Source organism: Variovorax sp. V15 (assembly GCF_041154425.1).
Lineage (GTDB): Bacteria > Pseudomonadota > Gammaproteobacteria > Burkholderiales > Burkholderiaceae_C > Variovorax > Variovorax guangxiensis.
In genome coordinates this window covers 4757895-4772414 of record NZ_AP028659.1, presented here as the reverse complement: position 1 = coordinate 4772414, position 14520 = coordinate 4757895, and the positions used below count along the sequence as shown (strand labels likewise).

The 14520-nt window shown below is 70.0% G+C and carries 14 protein-coding genes; 5 read left to right on the top strand and 9 right to left on the bottom strand.

The annotated features are described in order from the left end of the window. Nucleotides 1–10 precede the first annotated feature (10 nt). Genes ACAM57_RS22660 through ACAM57_RS22650 form a run of 3 tightly spaced genes read right to left on the bottom strand, consistent with a single transcriptional unit; the run spans nt 11 to nt 2456 of the window. On the bottom strand, nt 11–583 hold the full coding sequence (locus ACAM57_RS22660) for a carboxymuconolactone decarboxylase family protein (protein ID WP_369659025.1): 573 nt from the start codon (nt 581–583) through the stop codon (nt 11–13). 8 nt (nt 584–591) lie between these two features. Next, complete coding sequence (locus tag ACAM57_RS22655; protein ID WP_369659024.1) at nt 592–1584, bottom strand: Bug family tripartite tricarboxylate transporter substrate binding protein; 993 nt, start codon at nt 1582–1584, stop codon at nt 592–594. Between the two features lie 8 nt (nt 1585–1592). Next, on the bottom strand, nt 1593–2456 hold the full coding sequence (locus tag ACAM57_RS22650; RefSeq protein ID WP_369659023.1) for an SDR family NAD(P)-dependent oxidoreductase: 864 nt from the start codon (nt 2454–2456) through the stop codon (nt 1593–1595). A gap of 145 nt (nt 2457–2601) precedes the next feature. Between ACAM57_RS22650 and ACAM57_RS22645 the strand changes: the two genes are divergently transcribed. After that, nucleotides 2602–3624, top strand: a complete 1023-nt coding sequence (locus ACAM57_RS22645) for a substrate-binding domain-containing protein (RefSeq protein WP_369659022.1) — start codon at nt 2602–2604, stop codon at nt 3622–3624. Here ACAM57_RS22645 and ACAM57_RS22640 read toward each other — a convergent pair. From ACAM57_RS22640 to ACAM57_RS22615, 6 genes are read right to left on the bottom strand one after another with little or no spacing between them, the layout of a single operon-like run. After that, a complete protein-coding gene (locus ACAM57_RS22640) occupies nt 3579–4544 on the bottom strand; it encodes an NAD(P)H-dependent flavin oxidoreductase (RefSeq protein WP_369659021.1) in 966 nt (321 codons plus the stop codon). The two genes, ACAM57_RS22645 and ACAM57_RS22640, sit on opposite strands and share 46 nt — an antisense overlap. Beyond that, on the bottom strand, nt 4541–5545 hold the full coding sequence (locus tag ACAM57_RS22635) for an NAD(P)H-dependent flavin oxidoreductase (protein WP_369659020.1): 1005 nt from the start codon (nt 5543–5545) through the stop codon (nt 4541–4543). Before ACAM57_RS22635 ends, ACAM57_RS22640 begins: the two co-directional genes overlap by 4 nt. Next, nucleotides 5542–6648, bottom strand: coding sequence for a CaiB/BaiF CoA transferase family protein (locus ACAM57_RS22630; protein ID WP_369659019.1), 1107 nt, complete (start codon nt 6646–6648; stop codon nt 5542–5544). The genes ACAM57_RS22635 and ACAM57_RS22630 overlap by 4 nt, the downstream gene beginning before the upstream one ends. Next, on the bottom strand, nt 6645–8768 hold the full coding sequence (locus tag ACAM57_RS22625) for an acetate--CoA ligase family protein (RefSeq protein ID WP_369659018.1): 2124 nt from the start codon (nt 8766–8768) through the stop codon (nt 6645–6647). Before ACAM57_RS22625 ends, ACAM57_RS22630 begins: the two co-directional genes overlap by 4 nt. Nucleotides 8769–8789: 21 nt before the next feature. Next, nucleotides 8790–9935, bottom strand: coding sequence for an acyl-CoA dehydrogenase family protein (locus ACAM57_RS22620; protein WP_276312265.1), 1146 nt, complete (start codon nt 9933–9935; stop codon nt 8790–8792). A gap of 38 nt (nt 9936–9973) precedes the next feature. Beyond that, nucleotides 9974–10834, bottom strand: a complete 861-nt coding sequence (locus ACAM57_RS22615) for an IclR family transcriptional regulator (RefSeq protein WP_126024515.1) — start codon at nt 10832–10834, stop codon at nt 9974–9976. Between the two features lie 191 nt (nt 10835–11025). On the opposite strand from ACAM57_RS22615, the gene ACAM57_RS22610 reads away from it, so the two are divergent. Genes ACAM57_RS22610 through ACAM57_RS22595 form a run of 4 tightly spaced genes read left to right on the top strand, consistent with a single transcriptional unit; the run spans nt 11026 to nt 14497 of the window. Beyond that, nucleotides 11026–12012, top strand: coding sequence for a tripartite tricarboxylate transporter substrate binding protein (locus ACAM57_RS22610; RefSeq protein WP_184635847.1), 987 nt, complete (start codon nt 11026–11028; stop codon nt 12010–12012). A gap of 56 nt (nt 12013–12068) precedes the next feature. Further along, nucleotides 12069–12497, top strand: coding sequence for a Zn-ribbon domain-containing OB-fold protein (locus ACAM57_RS22605; protein ID WP_369659017.1), 429 nt, complete (start codon nt 12069–12071; stop codon nt 12495–12497). After that, the gene (locus tag ACAM57_RS22600) at nt 12494–13648 is read left to right on the top strand and encodes a thiolase family protein (RefSeq protein WP_369659016.1); all 1155 of its coding nucleotides are present in this window, start codon (nt 12494–12496) and stop codon (nt 13646–13648) included. Before ACAM57_RS22605 ends, ACAM57_RS22600 begins: the two co-directional genes overlap by 4 nt. A gap of 27 nt (nt 13649–13675) precedes the next feature. Next, the gene (locus ACAM57_RS22595; RefSeq protein ID WP_369659015.1) at nt 13676–14497 is read left to right on the top strand and encodes an enoyl-CoA hydratase/isomerase family protein; all 822 of its coding nucleotides are present in this window, start codon (nt 13676–13678) and stop codon (nt 14495–14497) included. The last annotated feature ends 23 nt before the right edge of the window (nt 14498–14520 follow it).

Below are 14520 nucleotides of genomic sequence, written 5' to 3'. Positions count from 1 at the left end.
GTCTCCCGGATCAGTTCTGCCTGAGGATCTCGGCCCACGGGGCGTGGCCCGCGAGCACGTCGCTGCCTTCCAGGTCGACCTCGAAGTTCTCGAGCACGCGGCACACCAGCATGTAGTAGCCGATGGTCATCACGACCTCCATCAGCTGCTGGTGCGGCAATTGCGCGGCCAGCGCATCGAACATCTCGCTCGGCGCCTTGACCTGGCGCACCACGGCGTCGGTGAAATCGAGCACGCGGCATTCGAGTTCGCTGAACGGGGCCCTGTCGACGCTGCCTTGCGGATGGTCGAGCACCGCCTCGATCTGGCTGGACGGCACGCCGGCCTGCGCGGCCACGCGCCGGTGCTGGGTCACCTCGTAGCTGGAGCCGCACAGCGCGCCGACGCGCAGGATCACCAGTTCACGCAGCGATACCGGCAGCGAGGCGTGCCACAGGATGCTGGAGCCCAGGGCCAGGAAGCCCTGCGCGGTGGCGCCGCCGTGAGCCACCATGCGGTAGATGTTGAGAGGAGGGCGCCCGCCCAGCAGTGCGTGGAGTTCAGCGGGCGCCTGGGCGAGGTCGAAGTAGGGGATGCGAGCCATGGTCTTTTTCAGTCGAGTCGGATGGCGGCGGCGCGGATCACTTCGCGCCACCGGAGGGTTTCGCTGCGCGCGAAGTCGGCCAGCGCCTGGGGCGTGCCGCCCTGTGGCTCGATCGTCAGTTCGCGCATGCGATCGGCCACCGCCGCGGTCTGCAGCGCGCGGTTCACTTCCTGGTTGAGCCTGTCGATGACGGGCGGCGGCGTGCCGCTGGGCGCCCACAGTCCGCCCCAGGCCGCGATCTCGCAGTCGGGCAGGCCCAGTTCCTCGAAGGTCGGCACCTGTGGCAGCAGCGGCAGCCGGGCGCGCGAGGTGACGGCCAGCGGGCGGATCTTCTCGCTGCGGATGTAGGCGAGGTTGCCCGCCACGTTGTCGAAGATCGCGGGCACCTGCCCACCGAGCACGTCGGTGAGCGCCGGAGCGCTGCCCTTGTACGGGATGTGTGCGAGCTGCACCTTGGCCGCGCGGTTGAGCAGCACCAGCGAAAGATGGCCGCTGGTGGCATTGCTGGGCGTGGCGACGGCGATGCGCTCGGGCCTGGCCCTGGCCATGGCCAGAAAGCTCTTGAGGTCGCGCGCCTCGAAGGCCGGGTTGACGCACAGCACGTTGTAGACCTTGCCTTCGAGCGCGATGGGCGCGAAGTCCTTCACCGGGTCGTAGTCCAGCTTCGGATAGAGGCTGACGTTCATCGCGTGGGTCGCGTTGCTGCCGTAGAAGAGCGTGTAGCCGTCGGGCGCACTGCGCGCCGCCGCCGCGGCCGCGATGTTTCCGGAGGCCCCCGGACGGTTGTCGACGATCACCGGCTGGCCCAGCTGGCGGCCCAGTTGCTCGGCCAGGCGTCGCGAGGACTGGTCGGCCGAGCCGCCCGCCGGAAAGCCCACGATCAGGCGTATGGGGCGGCTGGGGTAGGCATCGTCGCGCGCCGCCATCGCGGCGCCCAGGTGCGGCGCCGCGACCGTGCAGGCGGCTGCCTGGAGGAATCGGCGTCTCTGAAGCGGCTGCATGGTCTTGCTCAGGCCGAGGCGCGCGGCGCGGCGATGCCGCCGGTCAGGCCGCCATCGACGACCAGCGCGTGGCCGTTCACGTAGGAGGCTTCGTGCGACATCAGGAACAGGGCCGCATAGGCCACTTCCCAGCCGGTTCCCTGGCGGCCGAAGGGCAGCGGCATCGCGAGGCGGTCGGACCTGCGGCGCGTCGCCGCGCGGCCGATGGGCGTGTCCATCAGGCCGGGCAGGATGCTGTTGCAGCGCACGCCCCTGGCCTGACCCGCCATCGCGATGGAGCGGGCGAGCGACACCTGCGCCGCCTTGGTTGTCTCGTAGGCCGGGTTGAAGCTGGAGTTGCGCAGCGCCGCGATCGACGACAGCAGCACGATGGAGCCGCCGGGCGCCATGTGCCGCAGCGCCTGCTGCCCGAACAGCATGCACGAGCGCACGTTGGTGGCGTGCTCTCGGTCCCAGGCCTCGGCGGTCTGGTTGTCCAGCGAGAGCCCGCTGGCCACGCCCACCACCATCACGAGGCCGTCGAGGCCGCCCATCTTCTGCACCGCGCGCTCCACCGTCGAAGCTGCGGCCTCGGGCTGCGAGACGTCGGCCACCTCGGCATGGGCCGTCGCGCCCGATGCGCGCACCAGCTCGCAGGTCTGCTGCAGCGAGGTGGGATTGATGTCGACGCAGGTCAGCGTTGCGCCCTCGTGCGCGAACAGCAGCGAGATCGCGCGGCCGTTGCCCACAGGCGGATCGGGGTCGTCGATGTCGCGCTGGCCCGCGCCCACCACCAGGATGCGCCGCTGCGCGAGGCGTTGCGCGGAGGGTCGGAGGTTGCCGAGCGCTTCGGCGAAAAGCTGCTGCTCGGGCTGGATGGCTTGCGAGGGCATGAACGTCTCCTTCTTCGTCTTTCAATGCGTTCATGGTTCGATTTTGGAAACGTTTCCGAAATGGTGGAAACCCTCGCCCGCTGTCACCTAAGATTCACCCTGTCCCAGTCCCCGTCTCCTTGCTCGCAAGGGAATCTCCATCGGAATGAATGCAGGAAAACAGAAGATCGATCTGCGCGACGTGGCGCGCCTGGCGGGCGTCTCGCTGGGCAGTGCATCGCGCGCGATGAACGGCGCCGGCGCCTCGGCGGCCACGCAGGAGAAGGTCAACCAGGCGGCGGCGGCGCTGGGCTACCGGCCCAACCACGCGGCGCGCGTGCTGCGCTCGCGGCTCAGCCGCACCGTCGGGTGCCTGCTGCCCGACATCTCGAACCCGCTGTATGCGCAGGTGTTCCGCGCGCTGGAAGACGAGTTCCTGCGCCACGACTACCTGCTGCTGCTGGCCAACGGCGCCAACGATGTCGATCGCGAGACGAAGGCGTTGGGAACGTTCACGCAGCGTGGCATGGACGGCGTGATCCTCGCGCCCGGCAACGAGCGCAACGCGGCGCTGGTGGAGGCGCTGCGCGTGCTGCCGATGCCGGCCGTCGTGTTCGACCGCGAGGTCAGCGGCGCCCACGACGCCGTGCTCATCGACCATGCGGGCGGCGTGCGGCGCGTGGTCGAGCACCTGCTGGGCCTGGGGCACCGCGACATCGCCCTCGTGCTCTGGAAGGGCGACACGCGGCCGGTGCGCCGCCGCGTGCAGGGCTTTCGCACCGCGTTCCAGGCCGCGGGCCTGCCCGTGCCCGACCTGCTGGTGCAGGCACGCAGCGTCACGGCCTCGGTCAAGACGGAAGTCACGGAGCTGCTTGCGCGACCCGACCGACCGACCGCGCTGATCGTGCAGGGCACGCACATGCTCAACAGCGCGCTGCGCGCCGTCGCCGCGCGCGGGCTCCAGATGCCGCGCGACATCTCGGTGGTCGCCATCGGCGACACGCCCTTCGCGGCCGAGCACGACCCCGCGGTGAGCGTGCTCGACATCGATCAGGCCGAGACCGCGCGCTGCCTGGTCGACCTGCTGCTCACGCGGATCGCCGACAACGGCTTGCCGCAGCGCAGGGCGCGCGTCGGGCTGCGCTACGTGGAGCGCGATTCGGTGGCCGCGCCGCCGCGGTATTCCTGAACGAGCGCATCCACCAGTTCGGCGACCGTCGGCACGGCGCGCACGCCCGACACCGAGTGGCCCGCGCTCCAGATGTCCGTCCAGCGCTGGCTGGGCGCCGCATTGGCGCCGCCGCCGTAGCGTCTTCTCGCTTCCTCCACCGAGATGCCTTCGTCGAGCGTCGAGATGTCGATGCCCAGCCGCCGTGCCGAGGGCGCCAGGAAACTGGCGGGCAGGCCGGTGAAGCCGCGCGTGAGGAGCACGTCGTCGATCGAGCTGTCGACCAGCATGCGCCGGTACTCGTCGCTCGCCAGGCTCTCCTGCGTGGCGATGAAGCGGGTGCCCATGATGCCGAGGTCGCAGCCCAGCTCCTTGGCGGCGCGCAGGGCCACACCGTCCGACAGCCCGCCGGCCAGCACGATGGGTCCGTCGAACACCCCGCGCACCGCGCGCACGAAGGCGAAGGGGTTCGCCCAGCCGGTGTGGCCGCCGGCGCCCGCAGTGAGCAGCACGAGGCCGTCGACACCCGACTCGACGGCGCGCACCGCATGGTGCAGCGAGGCCACGTCGGCGAACACCCGGCAGCCGCCTTCGTGCAGGCGCGGCACCACCGCGGCGGGCGAGCCCACGCTGGTGATCACGAGCTGCGCGCGGTGCCGTGCGATGAGCTCGACCTCGGCCATCACACGCGCGGGGTCGCGCCGCATGATGAGGTTGGGGCAGTAGGGCGCCGTGCGTCCAGGTGCGGCGGCGGCTTCTTCGTCCAGGCGGGTGAGCCAGGCATCGAATTCGTCGAGCGTCTGGCAGTTGGCCGTCGGAAAGGCGCCGATCACGCCTGCGGTGCAAGCGGCGGACACCAGTTCGATGCCGGAGACACGAAGCATGGGCGCGGCGATCAGCGGCAGCGCCAGTCGATCGAGGAAGGGAAGTGCTTTGGTCATTGCAGTGCGGTCGATGCGTTCAGGTGCGCCAGCGCGGCGCGCGTTTGCCGGATGAGTTCCTCGACGATCGCGGCCAGCGGCTCGGTGCGCGTGGCGAAGCCGATGGCGGGCCCGAGCGAGAGCATGCCGCCGCGCCAGTCGCCGTCGCCGTAGCAGCGGTCGCGCGCCACGCGGCTGTCGAGCAGGGTGCCGAAGGCGGCGTGTTCGGCCGCGCCGGCGCGCTCGATGGCGTCGACCTGCGCGGCGGTGTCGTTGCGCAGCACGCGCCAGGTGTTGCCCAGCGTGTGCAGCAGGCGCACGGTGCTGTGCTCGTCGCAATCCAGCAGGTGGTTCTTGTAGGCGGCGTGGGCAGACACCTCGTCGCTCACGAGGAAGCGGCTTCCCATCAGCACGCCGTCGGCGCCCAGCGCGAGCGCGGCGGCGATCTGGCTGCCATGGCCTATGCCGCCGCCAAGCACCAGCGGAACGTGGAACTGCCCGCGCGCCGTGGCCAGCGCGCCCATCAGCATGGTCGGCAGCTCGTTGGCGCCGGGGTGCCCGCCTTCCTCCATGCCGACCAGCGCGACCGCATCGGCGCCGGCCGCCTGGGCGGCGAGAGCATGCCGCACGCTCGATGCCTTGTGGATCACGATGCCACCGGCTTCGTGGATGGCCCTGATCAGCGCATCGGGCGCGTAGCCCGCGGTCTCGAAGTGCCGCACGCCATGTTCGAGCGCGGTCTCCAGCGAAGCCCGCACACCGGCGTTGGCCTGCGGGCGCGCCGACAGCGTGAGGTTGACGCCGAAAGGGCGGCCTCTGGTGATCTGGCTGCAGCGCCGCAGTTGCTCGCGCAACGCGGCTTCATCATCGAAGGAGCGCGGGGTGATGAAGCCCATGCAGCCTGCGTTGGTCAGCGCGCCCACATAGCGCGCGTCCGAGAGCCACATCAGCCCGCCGCCGAGGATCGGATAGGCCAGGCCGAAGAGCCGCGTCAGCCGCGTGGGCAGCGGTGGCTGGCTCACTGCAGCAGCTGGCGTGCGTTGTCGAGGCCGGGCGCGTCGCCCAACGCCGACGGATCGACGCCCGCGAGCGGCACCGGAAAGCGCACCAGCGACAGCGCCTCGGCGCCGTTGAGCAGGCCGCGCTGCGCGAACTGAGGAAGCGCAGCGAGATCTGCGGGCGACACCACGGGCGCGACGGGCAGGTCGTTGCGGGCCATCGTCTCGAAGACTTCGGCCGAATCGCGTGTGGCAAGCTGCTGCGCGATGCGGTCGTTGATGGCCTGTGCCTGCTTCTTGCGCGCGCCCAGCGAGCGGTAGGCATCGCCTGTGAAGTCGCCCATGTCGAGCACCTGGCAGAGCCGCGCCCAGAAATGGTCTTCGAGCGCGGCGACGCTCAGGTGCTGCCCGTCGCGGCAGCGGAAGCTGCCGTACGCGGGCTTCAGCTGCGTGGACGCGCGCTGGCGCTCGAGGCTGTCCGCGCCGTCGGCGCGGTAGGCGCCCAGGCGTGGGTTCATCCAGTGCAGCACGCAGTCGGCCAGGGCCACGTCCAGGTGCTGGCCCCGGCCCGTGCGTTCGCGCTGCAGCAGCGCCGCCAGCGTGGACGACAGCGCATACATCGAGCCGCACAGGTCTGCCACCGGCAGGCCAAAGTTCTGCGTGGGCGGGCCGCCGGGTTCGCCCGAGACCGCGAGCGCGCCCGACGCGGCGAGGTAGTTGATGTCGTGGCCCGGCAGCTGCGCCCAGGGCCCCTGCTGGCCATAGCCGCTGAGGGAGACGTACACCAGGCGCGGGAAGCGCTCGCGAAGGCTCGCGTAGTCCAGGCCCAGGCGCGCCATCACGCCGGGGCGGTACGACTCCACCAGCACGTCGGCCTGCGCCACGAGCTCGTGCACGCGGGCGCGCTGCGCCTCGTCCTTCAGGTCCGCGAGCAGGCTGAGCTTGCCCCGGTTGACCGCCTCGAAGCCGCCCGGCCCCATGCGCCGCGCGTTGTCGCCGCCGGGCGGGCGCTCGATCTTGATGACGCGCGCGCCCATCTCCGCGAGGTTCTGCGTGAAGAAGGGGCCGGGCAGAAGTTCGCTGAAGTCGAGCACGGTGACGCCCGCGAGCGGGCCGCCGGCGCTCACGCTGCCCCTCGCTCGACGATCACCGCGTCCAGCGGCAGGGCGCCTTCGCCCCGGGCGCCGACCCAGATCGGGTTGAGGTCCATCTCCTCGATGCGCTCGGCGTTCGTCGTCACGAACTCGGACACACCCAGCAGCAGCCGCTCCAGCGCGGGCACGTCGGCCACGGGGCGGCCGCGCGCGCCGTCGAGCACGGGGAAGCAGCGCATCTCGCGCACCATCGAAGCGGCATCCTCGGGGCTCAGCGGGAGCAGCCGGCGCGTGACGTCGCGCAGGATCTCCACGTAGACCCCGCCCAGGCCGAATGTCATCACATGCCCGAACACCGGATCGCGCGTGACGCCCGCCATCAGCTCCACACCGCCGCCCGGCGCCATCTTCTCGATCAGCAGGCCGTCGATGGCCGCATCGGGCTTGTGATGCCGGGCCGAGGCCATGATGTCGTCCCATGCCAGCGCCAGCTGCGCGCCGTCGGCGATGCCGACGCGCACGCCGCCGATGTCCGACTTGTGCAGGATGTCGGGGCTCGCGATCTTCGCGACCACCGGATAGCCCATGCCGTCGGCGATACGGCGCGCTTCTTCACGCGTGCGCGCCACGGCCACGGGCAGCAGCGGGATGCCGGCCTTCTCCAGCAGGGCTTTGGCCTGCAGTTCCGAGAGGTTGCGCACCTCGTTCTGCGCCGCTGGCACTGCGGCCGGAAGGCGGCGCGCCGGGCGGCCCGCCGCGCTGCGGTGCCAGCGGCCCCATTCGGTCCAGCGCCGGATCGCGGCGATCGCCTTGCCGACCGAGCGCGGCGGCGCGAAGCCGGCTTCCACCAGCATGCGGTATCCCTCGCCGAGCCGGTCGCTCATCCAGATCGGCACGATGGGGCTGCGCACGCGCTGCTGCGCGGCGATGATGGTCTGCGCCATGCGGATGGTGGTCTCGCCGTAGTCGAGTGCGATCGGCGTGACCACGCAGCCCGTGTTGGGGTCCGCCGCCACCGCGCCGAGCGTGCTCTCGACGAGGTCGGCGTCGCTGAGCACGGCGGCCGTGGTGTCGACCGGGTTGTTGATGGCCGCGTAGTCGGGCAGCTTGCTGCGAAGCAGCTCCGTGGTCTCGGGCGCGAACTCGGCCAGCGTGAGGCCGGCGGTGCCCACCGCATCGGCGGTCAGCGCGGTGGTGCCGCCCGAGGAGCAGTACACGCCGATCGCTTCGCGTTCGCCGGGCATGGCGCGCGCGAAGAGCCAGGCCGTGTCGACCAGTTCGTCGATGTCGTCGACCTCGATCACGCCGTACTGGCGGAACACCGCGCTGTTGACCTCGGCCGAGCCTGTCAGCGAAGCTGTGTGCGACTGCGCGGCGCGCTGGCCGTACTCCGACTTGCCGACCTTCAGCGCGATCACCGGCTTGCCGTTGTCCGCCGCGCACTGGAGCGCGGCCAGGAAGCGCGGGCCGTCCTTGATGCCTTCGAGCAAGGTCACGATCACCTTGATGTCCGGCGCGGTCGCCATGTAGTGGATGAAGTCGGCCACCTGCAGGTCGACCTCGTTGCCGGTGGAGGCCCACAGGCCGATGCCGATGCCGCGCTCCATGGCCTGCATCACGTTGCGTCCCAGGCCGCCGCCCTGCGTGGCCAGGCCGATCGGGCCCTTGACCAGGTCATGCGGGAACGACGGCGAGAAGGTCATGCCCAGGCGGGCATTGACGTTGGTCAGGCCCGGGCAGTTCGGGCCGTAGATGCGCATGCCGGCCTGCTCGGCGATCTCCTTGAGCCGGGCCTGGGCGCGTTGGCCCTCGGCACCGGCCTCGCCGAAGCCCGAGGTGAGGATGATCGCGAAGGGCACGCGCCGGGCCGCGCATTCCTCCATCACCGCGATGACGCCCGAAGCGGGCACGGCGATCACGGCGACGTCGGGTGTCTGCGGCAGCGAGGCGATGCTGGGCCAGCAGCGATGGCCGCGCAGTTCGCTCTTGGTGGGGTTGACCAGGTAGAGCTCGCCGTCGATCTGCGAATGGTCGAGCAGGTTGCTCAGGGTGCGCCCGCCGATGCTCTGCGGCCGCTCGGAGGCGCCGACGAGGGCGATGGCGCGCGGATTGATGAGGCGAGACAGGTCGGTGCTGAAGGCCGGATGGGTCATGCTGTGCGACTCCCGCGGCGTTCAGGCGATGGCCGAGATGCCGAGGATCTCGCGCCCGACGATCAGCGTCTGCACTTCGGTCGTGCCTTCCGGAATGGTCCCGCCGCGGGTGTCGCGGAAGATCCGCTCGATCGGGTAGTCGGTGGCGTAGCCCAGGCCGCCGTGTACCTGCAGCGCCATGCTGGCCACCTCGTGGGCGGCTTCTGTGGCGTAGAGCTTGGCGATGGACGCGGCGGTGCGTGCGTCGTGGCCCGAGTCGAGCGCGGCTGCGGCGCGCAGGCCCAGGGCGCGCGCGGCCTCCACGCGGATCGTCATGTCGACGATCAGCTTCTGCACCAGCTGGAAGCTGCCGATGGGCTTGCCGAACTGCGTGCGCGTGCGCGCGTAGTCGATGGAGAGGTCGAGCGCCGACTGCGCGGCGCCCACGGCACCCATCGCGATGTTCACGCGCGCGCTGTCCAGGCCGATCAGCATCTTCTTGAGCGCGCCGCCTTCCTCGCCCAGCAGGTTCTCGCGCGGCACCTTGACGTTGTCGAAGCCCAGCTCGGCCGTGCCGGTGCTGCGCAGCACCATCGTGTCGACGCGTCGCATCTCGTAAGGCGACACGTCGCGCTCGACGAGGAAAGTGGAGAGCTGGCCCTGGCAGTCTGGGCTGAAGGTGCGGGCCACCACGATGCCGAAGTCGCCGAAGGCGCCGTTGGTGATCCACAGCTTGCGGCCGTTGAGCACGTAGTGGTCGCCCTGCAGGTCGGCGCGAGTCTGTACCTGCGCGATGTTGGAGCCCGTGCCCGGCTCGCTGATGGCGCTGAAGCAGCGGCGCTCGTTGTTCAGCAGCGGCTTGAGGAAGCGCTCCTTCTGCGCGGGCGTGGCCTCGGCCGCGAGCTTGTTGATGGCCGCGTTGGTGATGTTGAGCATGGTGCGCAGCGAAAGCCAGGCATAGCCCGCTTCCTCCATCAGCATCGCCCAGGTGAGCTGGTCCAGGCCCATGCCGCCTTCTTCTTCCGACAGCCTTCCGCCCAGGTAGCCGAACTCCGACAGGGGCTTGAGCAGCTCGAAGGGAAAGGTCTTCTCCTGGTCGTGGCGCGCGACGATGGGGGCGACCTCGCTCTTCATGAAGCGGCGGATGCTGTCGCGCAGCATGGCTTGTTCTGCAGTCTGGGTGTACACGTTGTCTCCTGTTTGATGGTGATGAAGGTGGGCCGCGCTCAAGGCTCTGCGGGAGGCGAGGCCTTGGCGCCGCGGCGGGAAGATGAAGAGGCCGGCGAAGAAGCCGTTGAAGAAGAGGCCGCTGCCGTCGCCGGCTGCTCGCGCGTCGCGCCTTCGGCGGCCTGCTTGCGGAAGACGATGGCCTTGACCTCCTGCAATGCCTCCAGGCAGCGCTCGCGCTGGTCTCGCATGCGATGGGTGAGCCCGGCCACCGACAGCGCCAGCGTCTCGCCGCCGATCTGGCCGGCGACCGCCACTGCGGTCAGCCCTTCGCTGCCTTCGTTCTCGACCCAGATCCAGCCCTGTTCGCGCGCACGTTCCACCTGCGCTTCGAGTTCGGACAGGTCGGTGAGCGTGCCCGAGGCCAGCACGCGCAGCGGCTTCAGGCGCAGCTGGCGCGCCGCCTCCTCCGGCGTGCCGACCGCGAGGATCGCCTTGCCGAGGGCGGAAACGTGCAGCGCGAGCTTGTCGCCCACGTGCTGCATGTAGCGCAGCGCGTGGCGGCCTTCGCTCAGCGCGATGACTTTCACGACGCCGTTCTCCAGCCGGCCGCACAGGCCGGTCTCGCCGGTGCGGTCGCGCAGCAGCTCGCAGGCCTCGGCACCCACTGCGTACAGGGGGTCGCTCGCGGAGATTTCCTTGGCAACGGTGAGCAGGCGCGCGGTTGGATAGAAGCGCCGGCTGCGCGCGGTGCGCAGCAGGTAGCCCAGCTCGTGCAGCGTGTGCAGCAGGTCGGAGCAGCTGCTCTCGGGCAGGTCCATGAGACGGGCCAGGTCCGAGTTGGACAGCTCGCGTTTTTCGCGCGCAAAGACTTCGAGCAGGGTCATCGTGCGGGCAGCTGCAGGGACGATGGTTGGCATGAATCCTCCGATAGGTCGTAGAAGTTATCGATCATAGCTACGGGAGTCATGCATTTACCGGCGATCTCAGCTGAATAATTTCCTGGAAGAAGCAGAAAACACGGTTGTCAAACAACGATGGGTTGAAGTAGTCTACGTCTATTCGTAGAAAAAACGCAATCGAATAGCGTCACAAAACCCGGAGACAACCCTTGAAAACCTTCCTCAAAGCTCTCGTCGCTGCCAGCAGCGCGCTCCTCCTCGCCACTGCAGTGCATGCGGCTGGCGAAGCCGACGGCTGGCCTTCGAAGCCGCTGACCTTCGTCGTGCCGTTTCCACCCGGCGGCATCACCGACAACACTTCCCGCCTGCTTGCGCTGAAGCTGGGCGAGAAGCTCGGCCAGCAGGTGGTCGTCGACAACCGCCCCGGTGCCGGCGGCTCCATCGGCGTGGAATATGCGGTGCGCCAACCGGCGGACGGCTACACGCTGATCTACGGCACGCAGGGCACGCACGCGGCGAACCTCGCGCTCTACAAGAACGTGCGCTACGACCCGGTCAAGGACTTCACGCCCGTGCACGGCATGTCGGAATCGCCGCTGATCCTGGTCATCAACCCGAACAAGCCGTTCAAGACGGTGCCCGAGCTGGTGGCGTACGCCAAACAGAACCCCGGCAAGCTCAACTTCGGCTCGGCGGGCGCGGGCACGGCCACGCACCTGACGGCGGAGCTCTTCCAGACGACCGCGGGCATCAAGATGACGCACGTGCCCTACAAGGGCAGCAGCCCCGCGTTGACCGACCTGATCGCCGGCAACCTCGACCTGGCCTTCGATTACGCGGCCGTGGTGCTGCCCTTCGTGCAGTCGGGCAAGCTCAAGGCGCTGGCCGTGACCGGCAAGTCGCGCCTGGGCAGCGCGCCCGACCTGCCGACCGTCGCCGAACTGGGCTACCCCGGCGCCGAGTCGAGCGCATGGGGTGCCATGTTCGTCTCGTCGAAGACGCCCGCGCCCATCGTCAAGCGCCTTGCCGACGCCATGGCGGAAGTCATCGTGAATCCGGAAGTCCTGGCCGCCACCGAGAAGTTCGGCAGCGTGCCGATGCGCGGCATGCGCGGCGAGAAGCTCGACGCCTTCGTCAAGTCCGAGATGACGCGCTGGCGCGAGGTGGTGCAGAACTCCGGCGCCAGGCTGGAGTAGCACGCGCGCCGCACCCCCCAACTCCTCTTTTTTCGACAACCGGGAAATCCGTTTCTATGACCACTGACCTGCGTGGCCTGCAGCCACAGCATCCGACGCTCTACCAGCTCGCGCCCGACGGCGAGTCGCTGGAGTTCCTCTATGCGCAATGTCCGGCGTGCCGAAAGCTCGTCTTTCCCGCCAACGTGCCCGGCTGCAGCCACTGCGGCGATCCGCTGCAGGGCGCCGAGAAAGTGGCGCGTCCCGGCGGCGGCAAGCTGCTGGAGTACGTCACGCTGCACGTGCCACTGCTGCCCGGCATGGAGGTGCCGCGCATCGCCGCCGACATTCTCATCGAGGACGGGCTCGTCGAGGAGGGCGTGATCGCCGGCTCCGACGAGTCGGTCCTGCATGTCGGCATGGCGTTGCGTGCCGTCGCGGTGGCGCAGCCGGGCGGCGAGACTTTCGCCTGCCGCTTCGTTCCGGCTGAAGGAGCGGCGCGATGAGCAACTGGATCGACGACAACGAAGGCGTGTACGTGGCCGGCATCGGCATGCACGCGTACCAGTTCCCGAGCGAGACCCCCTACACGCACCTGGGCCTGACCGCGGTGCGCGCCGCGCTGGCGGACGCGGGCCTGGCCTGGCCGCAGGTGAACAGCGCCTACGTGGGCACCACCTCCATCGGCATGGCGGCCGGGCGCGTGATGCTGCGGCACCTCGGCTCCAGCGGGCTCGCGGTCACGCAGGTCGAGAACGCATCGGCATCGGGCTCGTTCGCTTTCCGGCAGGCGTGCATGGAGGTGGCGCGCGGCGTCAGCGACGTGGTGCTGGCGGTGGGCGTGGACAAGCACGGCGACGCCCGGCGCGCGGCCGACAAGGAAGGCCTCGCCCGGCTGAGCGAGACGGCCAACGTGCCTGCCGTGAAGTTCGCGATGATGGCCCGCACCTACCTGCGCGAACGCGGTGCGGACGCGGCCTCCATGGCGCAGGTCGCGGTGAAGAACCATGGCAACGCCGCCCGCAACCCCTTCGCGCAGTTCCGCAAGCCGCGCACCCTCGAACAGGTGCTTGCCTCGCCGGCCGTGGCGGGCGACCTGACCGTGCAGCAATGCTGCCCGCGCGGCGAAGGCGCCGCGGCCGTCATCGTCGTGTCGGGGCGCGCGCTGCGCCGTCTGGGCCTGGACGCTTCCCGCTGCGTGCGCGTGCGCGCCTCGACCGCGTGCAGCGAAACACCCGAGACCTCCTACGGCGCTGCGGCGGTCGACCTCGTGCGCGCCAGCGCCCGCGCGGCGCTCGAACAGGCGGCGATTCCCGCAAGCCGGCTGGACCTGCTGGAACTGCACGACGCCTTCTCGGTGGAGGAACTGCTCTACAGCGAAGCCATCGGCGTGTGCGAGCAGGGCGAGGGCGCTGCATACCTGCTGCGCGGCGACTCGCGCATCGGCGGGCGCTGCGCGATCAACGCATCGGGCGGCCTTATCGGCATGGGGCACCCGCTGGGCCCCACCGGCATCGGCCAGATCGCGGAGATCACGCGGCAGCTTCGCGGCGAGGCCGGCGACCGGCAGCATGAGGGTGCGAGCTGGGGCATGGCTCACATGATCGGGCTCGGGTCGGTGGCCATCGCGCACGTGCTCTCCCGCGCCACGGCATGACAGCGCAAGAACTCGCAAGGAAACACCATGCCTGAAGAAAAAAACCGCCCCGACCTCGTCGAACTCTCGACGCTCACTTACCGTGTCGAAGGGCACGTGGCCATCGTCACGCTCAACCGGCCCGACCGCATGAACACGCTGGGCGGCACGATGAAGCCCGACCTCGCCCACGCCTTCTTCGACCTGGCGCGTGCCGACCAGCGCGTGCGCGCGGTGGTGCTCACGGGCGCCGGCGAGCGCGCCTTCTGCGCCGGCGCCGACATCAAGGAACGCGCCGACCACCAGATCTGCGCCACCGACTTCTTCGTCGCCCAGAAGGCGACGCACGACCTGTTCCGCGGCATCGAGGAATTCGAGAAGCCCACTCTCGCGGCGATCAACGGTGTCGCGCTCGGCGGCGGCCTCGAACTGGCGCTGTGCTGCGACCTGCGGCTGGCGGCCGACCATGCACGGCTGGGCCTTCCCGAAGTGAAGCTCGGCGTGCTTCCCGCAGCGGGCGGCACGCAGCGGCTGCCGCGGCTGATCGGCGAGGCGCGCGCCAAGGCGCTGATGTTCACGGCCGCGCAGATCGATGCAGCCAAGGCCCTCGACTACGGCTTGGTCACGCAGGTGCTGCCCGGCGCCGAGCTGCTGCCGGCCGCCATCGCCCTCGCGCAGCAGATCGGCGAGATGCCGCCGCTGGCGGTGCGCTTCGTCAAGCGGGCCGTCAACCGCGGCATGCAGACCGACCTGGACAGCGGCCTTGAGTACGAGCGCTATGCCGCGGCCATGCTGGTGGACAGCGAGGACCGCAAGGAAGGCATGCGCGCCTTCGTCGAGAAGCGCAAGCCCGTGTTCCAGGGGCGCTGAATCCCGTCCGCATTCCCCATCCA